At 71.1% G+C, this 20219-nt stretch carries 14 protein-coding genes; 9 read left to right on the plus strand and 5 right to left on the minus strand.

What is annotated here, in order from left to right:
* The first annotated feature begins 26 nt into the window (after positions 1–26).
* From K8625_RS16865 to K8625_RS16885, 5 genes are all read left to right on the plus strand, one after another.
* Positions 27–896 carry a segregation/condensation protein A gene (locus K8625_RS16865; protein WP_223748611.1) on the plus strand — a complete coding sequence of 290 codons (870 nt, stop codon included), beginning with the start codon at positions 27–29 and terminating at the stop codon, positions 894–896.
* Positions 883–1866, plus strand: a complete 984-nt coding sequence (scpB, locus tag K8625_RS16870) for an SMC-Scp complex subunit ScpB (RefSeq protein ID WP_223748610.1) — start codon at positions 883–885, stop codon at positions 1864–1866. The genes K8625_RS16865 and scpB overlap by 14 nt, the downstream gene beginning before the upstream one ends.
* A 24-nt stretch (positions 1867–1890) precedes the next feature.
* Entirely contained in the window at positions 1891–4473 is a 2583-nt protein-coding gene (locus K8625_RS16875) for a pseudouridine synthase (protein ID WP_223783285.1), read from the plus strand.
* An 83-nt stretch (positions 4474–4556) separates the two neighbouring features.
* The gene (locus K8625_RS16880) at positions 4557–6677 is read left to right on the plus strand and encodes a HEAT repeat domain-containing protein (protein WP_223783286.1); all 2121 of its coding nucleotides are present in this window, start codon (positions 4557–4559) and stop codon (positions 6675–6677) included.
* The gene (locus tag K8625_RS16885; protein WP_223783287.1) at positions 6677–8695 is read left to right on the plus strand and encodes a cyclic nucleotide-binding domain-containing protein; all 2019 of its coding nucleotides are present in this window, start codon (positions 6677–6679) and stop codon (positions 8693–8695) included. The genes K8625_RS16880 and K8625_RS16885 overlap by 1 nt, the downstream gene beginning before the upstream one ends.
* 15 nt (positions 8696–8710) lie before the next feature.
* Here K8625_RS16885 and K8625_RS16890 read toward each other — a convergent pair whose 3' ends face one another.
* The gene (locus tag K8625_RS16890; RefSeq protein ID WP_141332434.1) at positions 8711–9403 is read right to left on the minus strand and encodes a general secretion pathway protein GspE; all 693 of its coding nucleotides are present in this window, start codon (positions 9401–9403) and stop codon (positions 8711–8713) included.
* 161 nt (positions 9404–9564) lie between these two features.
* Between K8625_RS16890 and K8625_RS16895 the strand changes: the two genes are divergently transcribed.
* Positions 9565–10389 (plus strand): hypothetical protein, encoded by an 825-nt coding sequence (locus K8625_RS16895; protein WP_223748606.1) that lies wholly within the window; start codon positions 9565–9567, stop codon positions 10387–10389.
* Position 10390: 1 nt separating this feature from the next.
* On the opposite strand, the gene K8625_RS16900 is transcribed toward K8625_RS16895, so the two are convergent.
* Complete coding sequence (locus tag K8625_RS16900) at positions 10391–11638, minus strand: SLC13 family permease (RefSeq protein WP_223748605.1); 1248 nt, start codon at positions 11636–11638, stop codon at positions 10391–10393.
* A gap of 89 nt (positions 11639–11727) precedes the next feature.
* Between K8625_RS16900 and K8625_RS16905 the strand changes: the two genes are divergently transcribed.
* From K8625_RS16905 to K8625_RS16915, 3 genes are all read left to right on the plus strand, one after another.
* Positions 11728–14145 (plus strand): DEAD/DEAH box helicase, encoded by a 2418-nt coding sequence (locus tag K8625_RS16905; RefSeq protein ID WP_223783288.1) that lies wholly within the window; start codon positions 11728–11730, stop codon positions 14143–14145.
* A gap of 19 nt (positions 14146–14164) precedes the next feature.
* Positions 14165–15727 (plus strand): ribonuclease H-like domain-containing protein, encoded by a 1563-nt coding sequence (locus K8625_RS16910; RefSeq protein ID WP_223783289.1) that lies wholly within the window; start codon positions 14165–14167, stop codon positions 15725–15727.
* A 110-nt stretch (positions 15728–15837) separates the two neighbouring features.
* Complete coding sequence (locus K8625_RS16915) at positions 15838–16320, plus strand: peptidylprolyl isomerase (protein WP_141333454.1); 483 nt, start codon at positions 15838–15840, stop codon at positions 16318–16320.
* 90 nt (positions 16321–16410) lie between these two features.
* On the opposite strand, the gene K8625_RS16920 is transcribed toward K8625_RS16915, so the two are convergent.
* The 3 genes from K8625_RS16920 to K8625_RS16930 all read right to left on the minus strand — a co-directional run bounded on the left by K8625_RS16920 (position 16411) and on the right by K8625_RS16930 (position 20213).
* Entirely contained in the window at positions 16411–17418 is a 1008-nt protein-coding gene (locus K8625_RS16920; protein ID WP_223748602.1) for a hypothetical protein, read from the minus strand.
* A 56-nt stretch (positions 17419–17474) separates the two neighbouring features.
* Positions 17475–18365: a bile acid:sodium symporter family protein gene (locus K8625_RS16925; protein WP_223748601.1), complete on the minus strand. Its 891-nt coding sequence runs from the start codon at positions 18363–18365 to the stop codon at positions 17475–17477.
* Positions 18366–18587: 222 nt separating this feature from the next.
* A complete protein-coding gene (locus K8625_RS16930) occupies positions 18588–20213 on the minus strand; it encodes a M28 family metallopeptidase (RefSeq protein WP_223783290.1) in 1626 nt (541 codons plus the stop codon).
* Between the last annotated feature and the right edge of the window lie 6 nt (positions 20214–20219).

The following is a 20219-nucleotide window of genomic DNA, read 5'->3' on the forward strand; positions in this document are numbered from 1 at the left end:
CCAGAAGGGCCGCCAGGAACACGCCGGTGAGTGACGGCCGCCCGACATCGGCCGATGAAGGCCTCGGCGAAGGCGCCCCGCCCCGGACCCCGGCGGACGCCTTCCGCGTCGCGCTGCCCAACTTCGAGGGTCCGCTCGACCTGCTGCTCCATCTCATCAAGGAGCACCGGGTCGACATCTTCGACATCCCCCTGGCGCTCATCACCGAGAAGTACCTGGAGCACCTGGAGCGGATGCGGGAGATCAACCTGGACATCGCCGGGGAGTTCCTGGTGATGGCGTCCACGTTGGCCCACCTGAAGAGCCGCATGCTGCTGCCCCGCCAGGACGCGGTGGCGGTGCCCGAGGGCGGCGAGGCCCTGGCGGCGGTGGAGGAGCCCGAGGACCCCCGCGCGGAGCTGGTCCGCCGGCTGCTCGAGTACCAGAAGTACAAGGACGCCGCCGAGCACATGGCCCGCCAGGACATCCTGGGCCGGGACGTGTTCGCGCGCAGCGTCCCGGTGGAGGCGGTGCCCATCCCCGAGGAGGAGGTGGGCCTGCAGGAGTTCAGCGTCCTCAAGCTCATCGAGGCGCTGGACCGGGTGCTGGAGCGGCTGACGCCCAAGGTCCAGCACGAGGTGGTCCGGGAGAAGATCACCCTCTCCGAGGCCATCCTGCGCATCGTCGGGCGGCTGCGTCCCCAGGGACAGGTCCTCTTCGAGAGCCTGTTCAACGAGGAGGACACGCCCACCCGCCAGGAGATTGTGGTCACCTTCCTGGCGATTCTGGAAATGGTGAAACGCCGGCTCATCCGTGTGGTACAGGACGAGCCGCTCGGGCCCATCCTGTTGTTGCCCAACGGGGATGCCCTGGAGCGGCTGGCCCCCACGGAGGTCGACGAGAGTGACTACCGGTAGGAAAGGCTCCCGAGGCGGAGACGGCGAGGAGTCCGCCGCGTCCGGAGGGCCGAGCCCCTTCTCCGAGGAGGAGCTGGCGGCCGTCACGGGCCCCGGCCCGGCGGACGAGCTGGACGAGGTGGAAGCGGCGGCCATCGAGGAGGACTCCGAGTCCACGCCCGACCTGGAGACCTCCTTCGAGAAGCTGGTCTCCAAGAGCCGCAAGCTGTCGCAGGACCGCGTCCGGACGGTCATCGAGAGCGTGCTCTTCGTGGCGGAGCGCCCCCTGTCCGTGGACGAGCTGTACCAGGCGACCGGCATCGAGCAGACGCTCATCGCCGAGGCGCTCAACCAGCTGTCCGGCATCCACCGGGACGGCATCAGCGGCATCGTCCTGTACGAGGTGGCCGGCGGCTGGCAGTTCCGCACGGACCCCCACTCGGGCGAGTACGTCCGGCGCTACCTGCGCGTGAAGCCCCAGCGGCTCACCCGGGCGGCGGTGGAGACCCTGGCCATCATCGCGTACCGGCAGCCGGTGACGCGGCCGGAGTTGGAGGACATCCGCGGCGTGGATTGCGGCGCCGTGCTCAAGGCGTTGATCGACCGCAAGCTGGTGAAGATCCTGGGCAAGCGCGAGGAGGTGGGGCGACCCATCCTCTATGGCACTACGCGTGAATTCCTGGAGTTCTTCGCCCTGAAGGACCTGTCGGCGTTGCCCACGCTGCGGGAATTCCACGAGCTCACGCAGGAGCATCGCGAAATCGTGGAGAAAGAAGTACGACCCGCACCGGCAGCGGCGGGGACGGTGGAAGCACTCTCCGACCCGGGATTCACGAAGCGGATGGAGAAGAGCGCGGCGGCGAGCGAGGCCGCGCTGGAGGACCTGGAGGAAGCCATGGCGGCGGCTGACCAGATACAGAAGGCCAGCTCCAGTGTCCTGGACACAGCCCCCAAGCCCGAGACGGGCACCGAGGGGCAGAAGCCCGAGTGACGGGCAGCAAGTGAAGGGGAAGTAATGGCGGCCGAACGACTACAGAAGTACCTGGCCCGCGCGGGAGTTGCTTCGCGCCGGCACGCAGAAGAGCTGATCACCGCGGGCCGCGTGGCGGTGAACAACACGACGGTGACGGAGCTGGGAAGCCGGGTGGAGCCGGGGACGGACCTGGTCTCCGTGGACGGCAAGCTCGTCACGCCGCCGGACGAATCGTCCTACTTCCTGCTCTACAAGCCCGTGGGCGTGGTGACCACGCTGTCGGACCCCCAGGGGCGCCCGACGGTGGCGAACTACGTGGAGGAGACGGGCAAGCGCCTGTTCCCCGTGGGCCGGCTGGACTACGACGCCGAGGGAGCGCTGCTGTTCACGGATGATGGCGCGCTGGCGCACAAGCTGACGCACCCGAGCTTCCAGGTGCCTCGCACATATCTGGCGAAGGTGAAGGGCCAGCCCGACGTGCCGACGCTGGAGAAGCTGCGCGGCGGCGTGCGGCTGGAGGACGGCATGGCCACGCCGGTGTCGGTGGGCGTGTTCGAGGCCGCCGAGAAGAACACGTGGCTGAAGATCGTCGTGGCGGAGGGCCGTCCGCACCTCATCAAGCGGCTGTGCGCCGCCGTGGGGCACCCGGTGGTGCGCCTGTTCCGTCCGGCCTACGCGGGCGTGGGCGTGGAGGGTTTGCGCCCGGGTGAGCTGCGTCCGCTGAAGAAGGCGGAGGTCGAGCTGCTCAACGAGGTGGCCGACGGGAAGGCGTCGCCTCCGTCGTCGGAGCTGCGGCTGCCGCCTCGGCGCCATGGTCGCGCGGCGCCGGGCTTCGATGAGTCGGACGAGGACGAGCTGGCCATGGACGATGACGCGGCGCCGGTGCGCCGCAAGCCCGCGGCCCGTGCGGAGCGGAAGCCGGCGGGTGAGGGTGGCTCGGGGCTCGCGCGCTTCGGCCGGGACCGTGCGGGCGCGGGTCGTCCGGCTCGCAAGGAGTTCGGGAGCGGGGATGCTCCGCGCTCGCGTGGACCGCGTGCGGAAGGTGGTGCGTCGCGCTTCGGTCGTCCTGCTCGGAAGGAGTGGGGCGAGGGCGCTCGCGGTGAGGGGCGCCCGGCGCGCAAGACGTTCGGCGGTGACGAGGGGCCTCGTGGCGCTCGGAGCGCTGGTGGCGAGGGGCGTCCGGCTCGTAAGTCGTTCGGTGCGGGTGGTGAGGACCGTCCGGCCCGTAGGGCATTCAGCGCCGGTGGCGAGGATCGCCCGGCTCGTAAGTCCTTCGGCGGCGATGAGGGCCGCCCGGCGCGTAGGTCCTTCGGCAGTGACGAGGGTCGTCCGGCGCGCAAGCCCTTTGGCGGTGACGAGGGTCGTCCGGCGCGTAAGTCTTTCGGCGGTGATGAGGGCCGTCCGGCGCGCAAGTCCTTCGGCGGTGACGAGGGTCGTCCGGCGCGTAAGTCTTTCGGCGGTGATGAGGGCCGTCCGGCTCGCAAGTCCTTTGGTGCCGGAGGCGAAGGTCGTCCGGTTCGCAAGTCCTGGGGCGGCGATGACAGTCCTCGTAGCGCGGGTGGCGAGGGCCGCCCCGTACGCAAGACGTGGGGCGCTGGCGGCGACGAGGGTGCCCGCGGTGAGGGACGTCCGGCTCGCAAGACGTGGGGCTCCAACGACGAGGGTGGTGCCCGCAGCGCGGGACGTCCTGCCCGTAAGGAGTGGAGTGCGGGTGGCGAGAATCGTCCTGCCCGTCGGTCCTTCAGCGCGGGTGGAGCGGATCGTCCGGCTCGCAAGTCCTTCGGCGCGGGTGGAGAGGATCGTCCGGCTCGCAAGTCCTTCGGCGCCGGCGAGGATCGTCCGGCTCGCAAGTCCTTTGGTGCCGGCGAGGATCGTCCTGCCCGTCGGTCCTTCGGCGCGGGTGGCGAGGATCGTCCGGCCCGTCGGTCCTTCGGCGCGGGTGGCGAGGATCGTCCGGCCCGTAAGGCCTTCGGTGCCGGCGAGGATCGCCCGGCTCGCAAGTCCTTCGGCGCCGGGAGCGAGGATCGTCCTCGGGGTCCTCGTGGTGCGGGTAGTACGGGCCAGGCCCGGTTCGGCCGTGGCGGGAGCTCCGATCGCGCGCCCAGCGGCGAAGGCCGTCCTCGCTTCGGCGGCGCTGCGTCCCGTGGCGCATCCAGTGGCATGAGCCGTCCCCGCTTCGGCGGTGCCGCGGGCGGTGAGTCCAGCGGAGAGGGACGTCCTCGCTTCGGTGGTGCGCGAAGCGCGGGTGGCCCAGCGCGTCGTTCGTTCGGCGACAAGGCCGCTCCGCGCGGCCGCGCCGAGGGGCGTCCGTCTCGGGGGCCCCGTGACGCGGAGGGCGCTGGCCCTCGGGGTCGCGGCTTCGGCGCGAAGCCCGGCGGCAGGGGCGCCAAGGGAGCAGGCGGCGAGGGGAAGAGCTGGGCCCCCTACGACGACCGTGGCGCTCCCCGTGAGCGAGTCGTCCGCGCGGGCGCCCGAGGGGCCGCTCCCACGGACGGTCGCAAGTCCGAGGGCTTCCAGGACTGGGGCAAGAAGAAGGAGTCGGGCTCCAAGCCCCGCTGGAGCGCTCAGGCTCCGCGCGGCGGCCGGTCCGGCGGACCTTCCAAGGGACCTCGCCGTCCTCGCTGAGGACCACACGGCGGATTGGGCGACAAGGGGGGTGTTGATATAACCCCCCGCGACTTTTCCACCGTTTCCCTCAGCGGAGACCGATGCGAACCGGCGCACGCCCCTACATCCTCATGCTGGCCCTGGTCCTCGGTTGCAACGGGAGCCGGGACCAGCTCCTCGCAGACCTCCAGAGTCCTCGACCGGAGGTCCGCGCCCTGGCGGTGAAGAAGCTCGCCGGACAGGGCAATCCCGATGACCTGATCCTCTTCACCCGCGCGGCCAAGGACCTGGCGTCCATCGTCCGCGCGGAGGCGGCCGTCGCGCTCGGCGAGAGTCAGGATCCTCGCGTCGTCGACCTGCTGGGCGAGCTGCTCGAGGACTCCGACGAGGAGGTCCAGGGCCGCGCGGCCATGGCGCTCTCCAAGGTGCGCAACGACAAGGCCAAGGCCTACCTCACGCTCCAGTACGGGCGCCGGGGGCGCACCACCCGCCAGGTCATCGTCCAGGCCCTCAAGAACGCCAACGTGCCGGGCGCCATGGCGGAAGTCGTGGCCGCCGAGGCCAAGGGCCAGTGGGACCGCAACCTCCTCACGCTCACCGAAGGCGAGCTCCCCGAGCGCGTCGGCGCCGCCGAGGAGCTGGGCAAGAGCGGTCGTCCCGAGGCCGTGAATCGGCTCCTGCCCCTGGTCCGAGACAGCCAGGTCATCCTCGCCGCCGCCGCCGTGCGCGGCCTGGGCGACGCGGGTGACAAGCGGGCCGTGGGCGACATCGCGCTGCTGCTCGACGAGAGTTTCCCGGAGCTGCGCGAGTCCGCCATCACCGCGCTGAGCAAGCTGCAGGACCCCGCCGCCGCGCCGCGCCTCCAGGCCGTGGCCGTGGAGAAGAGCGCGGTGAGCCCTCTGGCCATCGACGCCATCCTGTCCTTCCCGCGCACGCCGGAGACCGACACCGCGCTGTGCGCCGTCGCGCTCGATGGTGCCCCGTCCGACGCGCTCGCGGCGGCCCTGGCGATGCGCACCCGCGGCGGCTGCCCGTTGGACCCCATCGGCGAGCGCCTGGCGCGTCCCGCCACCGCCGCGAGCGGGCTCCAGGCCGTCGCCGGGCTCGGCCCCGTGGCCCAGCCGCTGCTCGCGAAGGTGACGCCGTGGCTCAACCAGAACGATGCCACGCTGCGCATGCTCGCCGTGGACGCCGTGGCCGCGGTGGGCGACGCGTCCGTCGTGCCCCAGCTCCAGAAGCTCTACGAGCAGGAGGCCAAGGGGCTGGAGGCGCTGCGCTCGGACTGGGTCACCCAGAAGCTCCCCGAGACTTACGGCGCCGGGTTCGACCCGTCCGCCACGACCTCCCCGCACGTCGCGGCCTCGCCGAATGACGAGCGCGCGTCCCGCCACGCCTCGCTCTTCGAGCGGGTGAAGGCGCTCAACGCGCAGCGGGCCAAGGACGCGGGCCGCACCGTGGTCAAGCCCCGCGTGCCCAGCGAGCTGTTCGACGACGTGGAGGCCGAGCGGCTCGTCCCGCTGGCGACGCTGATTCGCGCGCTGGGGACCCTGCGCGCGCCGGGCGCCCTGGAGCTGCTCAAGGGATACAGCCAGGACCCGAGCATCCCCCTGCGCACGGCGGCGCTCGTGGGCCTGACGCGCCTGGGCGCCGAGGGCGTGGCCGTGGCTCGCGAGGGAATCTTCGAGCCCGAGAGGGATCTCCAGAAGACGCTGGCGCAGGCGCTCGCCGAGTCGGGCGAGGCGGGGCAGGTGGCCTTGCTGGAGGCGCTGCCGAAGATGGGCGGCGAGAAGCTGCTCGTGCTGGACGCGCTGGCGAAGGGCCCCGGGGTGCCGGCGTCGGCGTCGGCGGTGCTCCAGGGCGTGGTGAAGGAGGGTGGGCCGGAGGCGGCGCTCGCGGCGGTGGTGCTCGCGCGCATCCAGGCGAAGGACGCGGTGCCCACGCTCATCAAGGCGCTCGACGAGACCAACAGCGTGGCGAGGCGCGACGTGCTGCTGGCGCTCGGGACGATCGGGGACGTGCAGGCGGCCGACGTGGTCGCGAGGGACTTGTTCCACGACCTGCCGGAGATTCGCGCGGCGGCGGCCACGGCGCTCAAGCGCATGGGCGCGACGACGCACTCGGAGTTCCTCGATGCGCTCAAGAGCGACTACTTCCGGACCGTGCGTGACGCGGCGGGCGCGGCGCTGGCGAAGGGGGGCACGGCTTCGGAGGGGGCTCGGTAATGGAAGCACGCAAGCTCAAGGACAGCGCCGCCGCGGCCTTCACCAAGGGGCGCTTCTCCAAGGCCGCCGAGCTGTACGAGGACTTCTGCAAGCTCGACCCCAAGGACCACCAGTCGCGCCTGCGCATGGGTGACGCCTGGGCGAAGGCAGGGGAGCGCGAGCGCGCCGTCGCCGCGTACCAGTCCGCCGCCGAGGGCTTCGCCAAGGAGGGCTTCCTCCCGCGCGCCATCGCCGCGAGCAAGCTCATCCTCGAGCTGGACCCGAGCCACCAGGGCGTCCAGCAGATGCTGGCGAACCTCTACGCGCGCCGAGGCACGCCCGTGGGCGCCCGGGCCCGAGGCCCCATGGGCAGCGCGCTCTCCGCGCCGCCGCCGCCCGAGCGCCCCGCGCCGTCCCCGCAACCGGTGTCGGGCGACGCATCGGATGGACTCGAGCTCTCCGTGGAGACGTCCTCCAACACCTCCAGCGCGGAGGAGGTCGTCGTCCATTCCGTGAGCGTGGGGCAGGAAGCCGAGCCCGCCACTCACGATGACGAGGCACCGTCCTCCCACGTCGAGCCGTCGAGCACCGGATGGGCCGAAGCGGGCCTCTCCCCCTCGAGCACCGTTGCCGTGGCACGGGCTTCGATGGCACCGTCGCCCGCCTCGAGCACCGCCTCCGAGGATGAAGGCTTCGACGTCGTCGTGGGCGAGCCCGAGCCGGGTGCGCCCCCCACGGCGAGCTCACTGCCTCCAGGACTCGCGCCGCGCACCCCGCAGCGAATCACGCCCCCCTCGGCACCTGTGCCCGCGGCGAAGTCCCCCTTGAGCGGGAAGTGGAAGGCGTTGTCCTCGCCCATCGCGGATGCACAGGCGATGGAGCCCGGCCTCCCGCCGACGCCCACGCTCATCGACCCGCCCTCGGCGCCTCCGGGCCTGCGCCCGCGCCGCGCGGACGTCACGCCCCCCGCGGGCGCCACCGCCGTCCCGTTCCGCGAGGTGTCCCGCGAGCTGGGCGCATCGCTGCGCGCGGTGACGCCGCGCCCGTCGTCCTTCACCGAGCTGGAGCTCGAAGCGGACTCCCTGCTGCATGCCGTGGAGCTCGCGGCCCAGGCCGGTCTGAATCAGCGGGCCGGGAGCGCCGCCGTCAGCGACGAGGAGGAGGTCTTCAGCCTCACCGAGGAGGTCATCACCGACGCGCCCTCTCTGGACGCGCTGCCGACCATCCCGCTGTTCTCGGACCTGCCTCGCGACGCCTTCATCGAGCTGTTCGAGCGCTGCCCGCTGCGCCGCTTCAGCGCGGGGGAGCGCATCATCGAGCAGGGCAGCCACGGCGATGCCTTCTACGTCATCTGCGAGGGCCAGGCCCGCGTCTTCCGGATGGACGCCGAGCGCCGCGTGGAGCTCGCGGTGCTCGAGGGCGGCGCGTTCTTCGGCGAGATGGCCATCCTCTCCGGAGCGCCGCGCACCGCCTCCGTGGAGGCCGCCTCCGAGGACACGCAGCTGTTGGAGATCTCCGCGCCCGTCCTGGCCTCGCTCTCCCGGAGCCATCCGCAGGTGGCCGCGGCCCTGAAGAAGTTCGTGCGCCAGCGTCTGCTCACCAACGTGATGAACACCTCCGCGCTCTTCCGGCCCTTCAACCGGAAGGACCGGCGCACGCTGGTGGAGCGCTTCCGCGCCCGCGACGTCGAGCGCGGTGACGTCATCATCCGCGACGGGGACCAGACGGACGGGCTCTACGTCCTGCTCTCGGGCGAGGTGGAGGTGCACAAGGACGGGCACCTGCTCACGCGGCTGAAGGAGGGAGACCTCTTCGGCGAAATCTCCCTGCTCCAGAAGACCCCCGCCACGGCCACCGTGACCGCGGGGCGTCACACCACGCTCCTGCGACTGCCGCGCGCCGACTTCGACGCGCTCATCTCCAGCCACCCTCAGATCCTGGTGCTCATCTCCGAGCTGAGCGACGAGCGCCTTCGCCGCACGGAGCAGGTGCTCGGCGTGGAGGCCCTGGGCGGCGACGAGGACCTCATCCTCGTCTGAACCGGGCCTCGTCCCTCAGCGCACCTTCGCGAGGTAGTCGTCGCGGGTGACGAGGCCCCGCGTCTCCAGGAGCTCCAGCATGGCGCGCAGCGAGCGCGCCTGCTGCGCCACCATGCGCTCCAGGTCTGTCACCTTCTGGGTGAGGGCCTCCACCTGCTGCGTGAGCTCACCCTCCCGGACGGACGACGGGCCCGACGCGCGCGGGGCGGGCATCAGCTCCACGGCCGACTCGGACGGAGGCGCCAGCTCGAAGGTCTGCTCGTCGATTCCGAACGCCAGCGGAGACGCCGTCGTGGAGGTGATCTCCCCATGGTAGTGGCGGCGGATGGCCCGCTCGATGGACGAGGCCGCGGCCACCACCACCTGGAGCCGCTGGCCCGTGTGGAACGCCAGCTCCTGGAGCGACTCCACGTTCGTCGGGTCCGACGTGGCCACCGTGAGCAGCTTGCTCGACGGCTCGTAGGCGGTGGGGAACACCGTGTAGCGCTCGGCGATGTCCACGCGCAGCGCCTGCATCGCCGGAGCCGAAGGCGTCAGGGCATCCAGGTCCACCGTGGGGATGGCGAGCTGGCGCGACAGGGCGTGCACCATGGAGCTCTCGTCCACGAAGCGCATCTGCACCAGCGTGAGGCCCAGGCGGCCTCCCCACTTGCGCTGCTCGGCCAGCGCGGAGCGAAGCTGGGTCTCGGTCAGGAGACCCGCATCCATGAGGATTTCCCCGAGCCGGCGCTTACGGCCGGGGGGAGGGGGTGCCACGGAGGAAGGATTCACGCGCGGGAGCATACCAGCGGACGGCTCGTCGGGAGGGCAGGGCGGCGCCACGGGCCCGGAAGGGGCGGGCCGCCCCGCAATGGGGTAAGTCTCAGGTCATGACGCGAAGCCTTCTCCCGTTTCTCGCGCTGGCGCTCTGCGCCGGCTGTGCGTCGCAGCGGCTCGCCGGCGCCGACCTGGACCGCGTGCGCCGCCCCGCCTTCATCTCCCGCATCGAGGACGGCGCGGGACCTCGCAGCTTCGTATTCCGCGAAGACTCCGCGTACGGCGACAAGCTCAAGAAGCTGGAGCCCGTGGAGGCGGACCGGCGGCTCACCGTGAAGCTCCAGCAGGCGGTGACGCGCTTCGAGATTTCCGAGCGGCTGCGCGTCAACACGCTGACACAGCTGCCTCGCGAGGCCCCGTGGACGTACACGGTGGACCCCGCGCGCGTGGCGTCCGTGCTGGAGAGCTTCCTGGTGGAGGAGGTCCCCGCGAACGCTCCGGACTACGACCTGGTGACGCCGCTGGGCGCGGACACCATCGTCGAGTTCGTGGTGCAGGAGTACGGCATGCGCAGCAAGAAGGGCCACGCGGGTGCCTTCCTGCGCGGCTATGGCCGGATGTTCACGCTGGATGGGCGCTCGGAGGTGTGGCGTCACCCGTTCGAGGTGGACCAGGTGGAGGCGGGCGCGGAGCACCTGGACCCGTTCAAGGTGGGGAAGAACCCGGACCTGTTCCGCCAGGCGCTCACCACGCTGTTGGACCAGGTGGCGCTCGAGTTCGTGAAGGACCTCACGCCCAGGGACCGTCGCGGCGGCCCCTCGGTGGCGACGCCTCCGGGCCCCGCCGCTCCCGACGCCGTCGCGCCCACCTTCGTCGAGCCGCCCAAGCCGCCCGACCCGGAGCTGGCGCCGGGCGAGCTGCCGGACCCGGACCCCTGAGTCAGAACAGGGCGTGCTCCGCGAGGAGCACCGCGATCCCCACCACGAAGCTGACGAGCGTCACGGGCAGCCCCACGCGCAGGTAGCGCATGAAGGACATGTCCACCTTGCCGCGCGCCGCCTCGAAGACGATGAGGTTGGCGACGCTGCCGACGAGGGTGAGGTTGCCGGCCAGCGTGGAGCCCAGGGCCAGCACGTGCCAGCCCAGCTCCACGTTCTGCAGCGTGGGCACCCACGAGCGCGCGAGCATGACGAAGGGCACGTTGCTGAAGAGGTTGGACGCCACCAGCGTCAGCCCCGCGAAGCCCAGCGTCTCCCGCCACGGCGGCCCCGCCATCAGCGGCGCGAAGATGAGGCGGATCTCCTCCGCCCAGCCGTGCTTGTTCACGCCGTAGACCACCACGAAGAGGCTGGCGAAGAACAAGAGCAGCACCCAGTCCACGCGCTCGAGCGCCTCGCGCGGCTCGCGACGGGACAGGGCCATCACCAGCGCGGCGCCGGCCAGCGCGCTCCAGCTCATGGGCAGCCCGGCGAAGAAGGCCACGATGACGCCCACCGTCACCGTGAGCGTCAGCACCAGGAGCCAGCGGTCCACGGGCGGCGGCGGCGGCTGGGGCTCGAAGCGCTTCGTGCTCAGCTCGTTGCGGAAGAGGTACACCAGCGCGGCGGCGACGATGACGGTCGACAGGAGCGCGGGCACCGCCATGTACGCCGCGAAGCTGGCGTACGAGATTCCCGACGCGCCCTGGATGAGCATGTTCTGCGGGTTGCCGGTGAAGGTGGCCACCGAGCCGCTGTTGCTGCCCATGCACACGGCGAGCAGGTACGGCACGGGCGGCAGCTTCGCGTCATCCACCGTGGCGAGCACCAGCGGCGTGAGCATCAAGCACACCGTGTCGTTGACCAGGAAGGCGGACAGCACCGCGGAGATGAACGTCACGGCGATCAACAACAGGCGGGGCGTGCGGGCGCGACGTACCGCCCAGGCGCCGGCCGTGCGGAAGACGGCGGCCTGGGACATGTACGCGGCCAGCAGCATCATCCCGAGCAGCAGGACGATGGTGTCCGCGTCGATGGCGTGCTTCGCGGTGTCCTCGCTGTGGTTGAAGACCTCCGCGGGCGAGACCACGCCGAACACCACCATGAGGACCGCGCCGAGCAGCGCGCCTCCGGGGCGGTCGAGCTTGAGGAAGGGGAGCCGGGCGCCGGCGATGAAGACGTAGGTGAACAGGAAGATGGCGAGGGCCACGGGCGCGGGAACCTAGCCGAGCCCCGTCCGGCGTGCTCGACCGTGTTCGCGTTGTCCGCCCCGGTACACACCTGTACAGTGCCCGCCCCATGAAGTTCGAGAAGGAAGAAGGGGCCTTCGGTGGCCCGCGTCGCACCCCGTGGAACGCCCCCCGGGGGTTGGACTCCGTGCTCCAGCAATGGAAGGCGGACCGGGGCCTGTCGCCCTGCTTCTCGCTCGACGAGGCCACCCCCGCCCGGGTCGGCTCGTTCGCGCCCATCCCCGAGGACGTGGCCCCCCAGGTGCGGGAGGCGCTCCGCCAGCGAGGCGTCGAGCAGCTCTTCTCCCACCAGGCCGAGGCCTTCCGGCTGGCCCGCGCGGGCCGGAACCTGGTCATCGCCACCCCCACCGCCTCGGGCAAGAGCCTCTGCTACAACCTGCCGCTGATGGATCGCTTCGCCCGGGAGCCCCAGGCGCGCGCCCTCTACCTGTTCCCCACCAAGGCGCTGTCCAGGGACCAGGAGGAATCCCTCCGGGCCTTCATGCGCGAGGCCGGGCTGACGCATGGCGCGATCACCTTCGACGGGGACACGCCGGCGGACGCACGCCGCGCCGCCCGGGAGCGGGGGGGCGTGCTGCTCACCAACCCCGACATGCTCCACACGGGCATCCTCCCGCACCACGCGAGCTGGGCTCGTTTGTTCTCAAACCTGCGCTACGTGGTCATCGACGAGCTGCACACGTATCGGGGCGTCTTCGGCTCGCACCTGGCGAACGTGCTGCGCCGGCTGCGTCGGGTGGCGCGCTTCCATGGCTCGGACCCGGTGTTCATCGCGGCGTCGGCGACCATCGGCAATCCGCAGGCGCATGCGCGGAGGATGCTCGGGTGTGACGTGGAGCTGGTCGCGGAGAGCGGGGCGCCGGCGGGTGAGCGGCGGGTCATGGTGTTCAACCCGCCCGTGGTCAACGCGGAGCTGGGCATCCGCGCCAGCTATCTCAAAACGGCGGTGCGGCTGACATCGGACCTGGTGCGCGCGGGCGTGTCCACGCTGCTGTTCGGCCAGTCGCGCAACAACATCGAGGTGATGCTCAAGTACCTGCGCGACCGGTTCGTCGAGGAGAAGTTGGATCCGTCGCTCATCCAGGGCTACCGGGGTGGCTATCTGCCGGGGACGCGGCGGGCGACGGAGGCGGCGCTGCGCGCGGGGGACGTGCGGTGTGTCGTCGCGACGAACGCGCTGGAGCTGGGCATCGACATCGGCTCGCTGGACGCGGTGGTGTGCGCGGGGTACCCGGGCTCGGTGGCGGCGCTGATGCAGCGCTTCGGCCGCGCGGGACGTCGTGGCGCGGGGAGCCTGGCGTTGCTGGTGACGTCGAGCGCGCCGTTGGACCAGTACATGGCCGCGGACCCGCGCTTCCTCATCGGCGCTCCGGTGGAGCACGCGCGCATCGACCCGGACAACGTGGAGATCCTGGTCCAGCATCTCAAGTGCGCGTCGTTCGAGCTGCCGTTCGAGGAGGGCGAGGCCTTCGGCGACGTGCCGGCGGAGTCGACGGCGGAGGCGCTGGGGTTCCTGGCGCAGCATCAGGTGGTGCATCCGACGGCGGGGGAGGGCGGCCGGCGCGTGTTCCACTGGTCCTCGGATGCGTATCCGGCGAACCACGTGTCCCTGCGCAGCGTGGGCTGGGACAACGTGGTCATCATCGAGCGCGGCACGGACCGCACGCTGGCGGAGATGGACTTCCGCTCGGCGCACACGATGTTGCACGAGCAGGCCATCTACCAGCACGAGGCCGAGCAGTATCAGGTCGAGCAGTTCGACTACGAGAACCACAAGGCCTTCGTGCGCAAGGTGGCGCCGGACTACTTCACGGACGCGATGACGTACGTGCGCGTGAATGTCATCCAGGAGGACCAGGGCGCGCCCGTGGGCCCGTCGCTCCAGGCCGGCATGGGCGAGGTGAGCGTCATCGAGAAGGTCGTGGGGTACAAGAAGATCAAGTACCACACGCACGAGAACGTCGGTTACGGCGAGGTGGCGCTGCCGGAGATGCAGATGCACACCACGGCGCTGTGGCTGACGGTGCCGGAGTCGGTGGTGCGCTCGATGAAGGCACCGAGGCCCGCGGTCATCGACGCGCTGCGAGGCATCGCCACGGCGCTGCGCACGGTGGCGTGCGTGGGGTTGATGATCGACCCCCGGGACATCGGCAAGACGCTGGGCAGCCGCGATGACGCGGACGGGCCTCCGCGCAAGGATGGTGGGGTGGGGTTCGATCCGACCATCTTCCTCTACGACAACATCCCCGGCGGCGTGGGGCTGGCGGCGCGGCTGTATGACCAGCGCGACGAACTGCTCGTGCGCGCGCGGCGACTCCTGGAGTCCTGCGCGTGTGAGGAGGGCTGCCCGGCGTGCATCGGCCCGGCGTCGGGTGTCATGCCGGGACAGGCTCCCGTGGACCCGCATCCGCGCAAGCGCTTGGGGCTCGAGGTGCTGAGCCTGCTCGGCGTCGCGGGCGTGCAGTAGACGGCGGAGGGCTCGGCGCGTGGACCTCAAGCGAAAGCTGGCGCGACTGACGGGCGTGGGCCCCGGCGGCAAGCCCGCGAGCCGCGTGGCCACGCTCCCGGAGCCGTCGGACGAGGGGAGGGCTCCACCAGGGAACGTCGCGGAGCGTTCAGCCGAGGCGAACACCTTCGCTCCTGCGTCACCGCCGCCGACGGTGTCAGCCGCCCCGGCTCCTGCCCATACGGGACAAGCCCCCGGGCCGGACGCGTCATCGCGCCACTCCATCGCGCCCGAACCGTCAGCCGCCACCGCATCGCCCCAGGCCCCCGCGCGCCCGAGCGACCCGCGCATCGAGTCCCTCCGGCGGATGCTCGCGGACTGGTCCGAGCGCCAGGGCCAGACGGCCGCGCGCCGAGGTCCCACCCAGCCACGTCCTCCTCCCGGTCCGCTGCCCGTCGTGGCCCAGGAGACACCGCACGGCACCGTCCACGTCTCCGAGCGCCTCCTGCCTCCGGACCACCACCACGGCAGCGCCCCCGTGGCCGGCGCCCTCGACGTGGAGGGCGCCCTGGTCGCCCGGCTCGCGCTCCACGAGGACCTGGCCGGCGTGGACTACCAGCGCATGCTCTTCCTCGACACGGAGACCACGGGCCTCGCCGGCGGCACCGGCACCGTGCCGTTCCTCGTGGGCCTCGCCTGGTTCGAGGGGCGCTCGCTGCGCGTCCACCAGCTCTTCCTGCGCAAGCTCGGCGAAGAGGCCCCCATGCTGCGCGTGCTCGCCGAGCGCATGGCCCGCTCCTCCTGCATCGTCACCTTCAACGGCAAGAGCTTCGACTGGCCGCTCTTGCGCACGCGCTTCGTCCTCAACCGCGTGAAGGCCCCCGCCGAGCTGCCCCACCTGGACCTGCTCCACTGCGCCCGCCGCGTCTTCAAGCACCGGGGCGCCGGCACGCGCCTGGTCCACATGGAGGAGCAGGTGCTCGGCCTGCGCCGCGTCGACGACGTGGACGGCTCGCTCATCCCGGACCTGTACTTCCGCTACCTGCGCGGCGGCGACGGCGCCTCGCTGACGCCCGTGCTCGAGCACAACGCCAACGACCTCCTCCTCCTCGCCGCCCTCCTGGGCGAGATGGTCCGCCGCTTCCGCGCCGGCGACGGCACCGCCGTTCCCCGGGACGAGGACCCCAGGGACCTGCTCGGCTTCGCGAGCGTGGCGCTCCGGGCGGGAGACCACACCCGGGCCCGGGCCTTCGCGGCCGCGGCGACGAAAGGCGCCGGCACCGTGGGCATGGAGGCCCACGCCCTGGCCTCGCGCCTGGCCCGCATGGCCGGCGAGCCCCAGGCCGCCGCGGACCACCTGCACCAGGCCCTCCAGTCCGCCCGGGGCTTCCAGGCGGCGAGCCTGCACCTGGAGCTGACCAAGCTCTACGAGCACTCCCTCAAGGACCTCGCGGCCGCGCTGCGCCACGCCCGACTCTCGGCGGCGGCGGAGTTGCCGGAGGACCACCGGCGCCGCATCGTTCGCCTGGAGGGCCGAATCGACCGGAGCACGCGAGCCCGCGCGCTGGACCTGGGCGCCCGCCCACCTCGCCCCGGCCCCTGAAAGCCCTTGCGTCCGGTTTCGGGCGGGGGGCCCCGCTCCCATGCCCTCCCGCAGACCGGCCGAGCACATGATGGGAGCGTTGGACAACGGCCTGCGCTAAGAGAGGCGCCATGAAAATCGCGAAGGACAGTGTCGTCTCCATCGACTTCAAGCTTCACCTCGGCGATGGAAAGCTCATTGACGAGAGCGAGCCGGGAGATCCGCTCGTCTACCTGCAGGGCCACGAGGAGGTCGTCCCCGGCCTGGAGAAGGCCCTGGAGGGCAAGGCGAAGGGAGACAGCCTGTCGGTCGTCATCCCCCCCGAGGACGGCTACGGGCCGCATGACCCCGAGGGCCTCGAGGAGGTCCCCCGTGACGAGTTCCCCGAAGGGCTGGAGCTCCAGGAGGGCGGCATCCTCACCGCCACGGACCCCGAGGGCGACGAGGTCGACCTGCTCGTGAAGGAGATCAAGGGCGACACCGTGGTGGTGGACTACAACCACCCGCTCGCCGGCAAGACGCTGCACTTCCAGCTGACCGTGGCCGACGTCCGCGCCGCCACGGCCGAGGAGCTGGAGCACGGCCACGCTCACGGCCCGGACAGCCACCACTGATTCGAACCCCGGGGCCTTCGTGAGCCCCGGGCCCGACCGCCGCTTCCGCGAAGTCCTCTCGCGGGAGCGGCCCTTCCTCCCTGACGCGGACTAGCGCCCGCCCATCAGGTCCGAGTTGAAGGAGAAGCCCAGCAGCAGGTACGGCATCGCCTCCTGACGGCTGGGGTGCTTCAGGTACCAGGCCACCATGCCCAGCACCGTGGGGCGGTTGAACATCGTGCCCTCGTCCGTGTTGAAGGCATAGGAGACGACGGGGCCCGCGCGCATGTGGCTGTTGTCCGCCTTCAACGCGTCGGAGACGCCCTGGTCCTCGGTGTACTGCGGCCACACGCCGCTGAAGCGCGCGCCCAGCATCCACCGGCCGGACAGGTAGACGACGTCCGAGTCGTTGGTGAAGACCCAGCCCTTGCCCGCGAGCAGCGAGTCGAGCATCGGGTCGTAGAACGTCGTCTCGCCGTCGCGCAGCGACAGGTTCCAGTACTCGATGCTGAACTTGGTGCGCACCGCGATGGGGCCCACCTTCGCCTGCAGCGTCGGCTCCACCAGGAAGTGGTGGCCGCTGGTGCTGTAGGCCGCGTCCTCGCGCGCATCCAGCGCGTCATCCGAGAAGTCGTTCAGCGGGTTCGCGTACCCCTGCAGGAAGCCCATGGTCCCCAGGAAGTTCGTGTACTCGTAGCTCAGCCGCAGGTTGAACAGGGCGATCGGCTGGATCTCGAACATCGGCCCCACCTTCAACGAGGCGGGGTTCGCCTTGATGAGGGCCGCGGCGTTGACGAACGTGTCACGCATCAGCACGGACTCGCTGTTGAACAGCCGCTTCTGGATGACCAGCCGGTTCTGCGTCTCCAACCCGATGGGGTTGACGCGGAACAGGTTGAAGCTGGTCATGTACAGCCGGACGTTGGGGATGGGGCGGGGTGGGGGGACCGGGGAGGGCTCGCTGGCGGGGGCGACCTCCGGGGTGTTCGTGGGCCCGGCCGTGGGAGCATCCGGCGGAGGCGTCGGCGTGGCCGCGGACTGCTGCGCGGCCGCGGGGGACACCAGACCCAGGCTCAAACAGAGCGTGCAGATGGACAGCGATAGACGCTTGAGCATCATCTCGACACTTCCTCGGGTGGGGGAGACCGCGGCGGGGAGGAACCGCGGCGGGTGCTTCAGGAACGACTGGGGGTTGCGGCGGGAGAGTCCTGCTCGTCCGCGTGGCGTCGCGTCACCGCGTAGCCGAACGCCGCGGCCGTGAAGTACATGATGATGCTGTAGATGGCCGGCGGGATGGCCATGGTGGCGTTGCCCAACAGCAGCGGGCTCATCGCAATCGTCATCGCGAGGATGCCGTTGTGGATGCCGATCTCCATGCCGATGGCCACCGCCTGACGCCGGGGGAGCCGGAACAGCAGCGGCGTCACGAAGCCCACGCCCATGCTCAACAGGTTGAAGCTCAGCGCCGCCAGGCCCACCTGCTGGAAGTACGCGCCGATGTTCTGGCGCTCCTGGTACACGGCCGCCGCGATGACCACCGCCAGGAACGCGGCGGACATGATGCGGATGGGCTTGTCCAGCTTGAGCGCCACCTGGGGCTTCCTCGAGCGCACCAGCATGCCGATGCTCACCGGCCCCAGCACGATGATGAAGACCTGCAGCACCTTGGCGAACTGCATGGGCACCGCCCGGTCCTCGCCCATGAAGTGGTTGAGCGAGAAGTTCACGATGAGCGGCAGCGTCACCAGCGTCAGCGCGCTGTTGACCGCCGTGAGCGTGATGTTCAGGGCCACGTCACCGCGGGCCAGGTGGCTGAAGAGGTTCGCCGTCGCGCCGCCGGGGGAGGCCGCCAGCAACATCAGCCCCACCGCCAGCTCCGGCCCCAGTCCGAAGGCATGGGCAATGAGAACACCGCCGGCGGGAAGCACCAGCATCTGGCACACGAGCCCCACGATCACCGCTCGCGGGTAGACGATGACGCGCTTGAAGTCCGCGAGCGTCAGCGACAGTCCCAGGCCGAGCATGATGACGGCCAACGACAGTGGAATCAGAACCGCGGTGAACACGTTTGACTGCATTCGCCCCCCGTCGATGTGCGGGCGCTCCTCGCCCGTCTCGCGGCAGATGTCTCAATGCAAACAAGCGTGGCGCAAATGGGTGTCTCGCTTCAAGCCACCCCTTGCGATTTGCATCCCGCACGTGAGCAGCGATGACGCCGGGCGTCATTGTTTGTCACGTCGATGGAAAGCTACACCTGTACGCGTGTTACCGGGCCCGCATGGGCGGTGTCATGGATTGCTCAGGGAGGGGGTCGCGTTCGCCTTCGTCGGCGCGAAGCGCAGGAAGAAGCTGTCGTCGTTCCAGCGCGGGCGCTCCGGGGCGTTGGCCACCGCGAGCGTCAGGTCCGCGAGCATGCGGACGAACTTCACGGCGCCCTCCTGGTGGATGGGCTGCGACAGGTCATCCGACGGCGCGTGGTAGTGGCGCGTGTACCAGCGCTTGAAGGTGCGCTCCTCGGCGGAGCCCGGCGCGTAGCCGAACTTGAAGGACAAGGCCGGCACGCCCTGGCGGATGAAGGAGTACTGGTCGCTGCGGATGAAGAGCAGCCGGTGGGGCTCCGGGTCCGGCATCGGCTTCACGCCGTGCCGGGAGGCGACCTGGGCCAGCGGCGTCGCGAGGTTGGACTCCTCCTGGCCGTACGCGACGACGCGCTCGAAGGCGAACAGCGGCAGGAACATGTCCAGGTTGAAGTTGGCGACCAGCGTGTCCGCGGGCACCGTGGGGCGCAGCGCGAAGTAGCGCGAGCCGAGCAGGCCCTTCTCCTCGCCCGTCACCAGCACGAACAGCACGGAGCGCCCCGGCTTCCGGGCCGTGAGCGCGCGCGCCACCTCCAGCACCGCGGCCACGCCCGTCGCGTTGTCCATGGCGCCGTTGTAGAGGTTGTCACCGTCCACGGGCTGGCCCACGCCCACGTGGTCCAGGTGCGCGGTGAGCACCACGTACTCGCCGGCCAGGGCCGGGTCGCTGCCCGGCAGCAGGCCCACCACGTTGGGCGACGTCGTGCGCGAGGACACACGCTCGGAGCTCGCCTTCAGGCGCGCGGGCAGCTCGAAGCGCGGCATCGGCTGGTTCGCGTTCGCCCGCTTCAGGATGTCCTGGAACGAATGCGGCGCGCCGGCGAACAGCTTCTGCGCGTGGGCCGCGTTGACGGTGACGCCCACTTTCAGGCCCGCGCTCTCATCCAGCGCCGGGTCCTCGAAGGTCATCGCCTTCTGGTGTCGCGACGCGGCGGTGCGCGACCACGGCGTCTCCTCCAGCTTCGGGTTGAGCAGCATCACCGTGCCGAGGGCGCCCGCCCTCTTCAGGGCCTTCGTGCGCTCGGCCTGCGAGCTGTGGTGCGCGCGCAGCGGGCCGGAGACGTGGGCCGGGCCGCCCTGGAGATAGACGGCGATCTTCCCCTTCAAGTCCACGCCGGCCAGGTCGTCGTGGCCCGCCTCCGGGATGGACAGCCCGTGGCCCACGAAGACCATGGGCGCCTCCACCGAGCCCGCCTCGCCCGAGCGCGGGGAGATGATGGCGTCCTGACCGATGACCAGCGCCTTGGCGCGGCCGTCACGCACCAACGCCAGGCTCGACTTCGCCTCGACGAGCTGTCGGGAGACGAGCGGCACCTCCTGGAGGTAGCTGTCACCCGCGCCGGGCTTGACGCCGAGCGCCGCCAGTTGCTCGGCCACGTAGGCCGCGGCCTTGCGGTGGCCCTCGCTGCCGGTGTCCCGCCCCTGCAGTGCGTCGTCGGCGAGGTGGCGGACATGGCCCCACCAGCGCTCCGCGTCGGACGGGGGCGCGGCGGGCTCGGCGCCGAGGGCCAGCGAGGGCAACAGGCACAGCGTCGTCAGCAGATGGGGTGTGCGCAAGGGCGG

The organism is Myxococcus sp. AS-1-15 (assembly GCF_020037055.1).
GTDB classification, from domain to species: Bacteria; Myxococcota; Myxococcia; order Myxococcales; family Myxococcaceae; genus Myxococcus; species Myxococcus fulvus.

Bases quoted from the DNA above. Each gene is read 5' to 3' on its own strand.
- K8625_RS16885 (WP_223783287.1), top strand. From the start codon at position 6,677: ATGGAAGCACGCAAGCTCAAGGACAGCGCCGCCGCGGCCTTCACCAAG.
- K8625_RS16875 (WP_223783285.1), top strand. From the start codon at position 1,891: ATGGCGGCCGAACGACTACAGAAGTACCTGGCCCGCGCGGGAGTTGCT.
- K8625_RS16920 (WP_223748602.1), bottom strand. From the start codon at position 17,418: ATGATGCTCAAGCGTCTATCGCTGTCCATCTGCACGCTCTGTTTGAGC.
- K8625_RS16880 (WP_223783286.1), top strand. From the start codon at position 4,557: ATGCGAACCGGCGCACGCCCCTACATCCTCATGCTGGCCCTGGTCCTC.
- K8625_RS16895 (WP_223748606.1), top strand. From the start codon at position 9,565: ATGACGCGAAGCCTTCTCCCGTTTCTCGCGCTGGCGCTCTGCGCCGGC.
- K8625_RS16905 (WP_223783288.1), top strand. From the start codon at position 11,728: ATGAAGTTCGAGAAGGAAGAAGGGGCCTTCGGTGGCCCGCGTCGCACC.
- K8625_RS16915 (WP_141333454.1), top strand. From the start codon at position 15,838: ATGAAAATCGCGAAGGACAGTGTCGTCTCCATCGACTTCAAGCTTCAC.
- K8625_RS16890 (WP_141332434.1), bottom strand. From the start codon at position 9,403: ATGGATGCGGGTCTCCTGACCGAGACCCAGCTTCGCTCCGCGCTGGCC.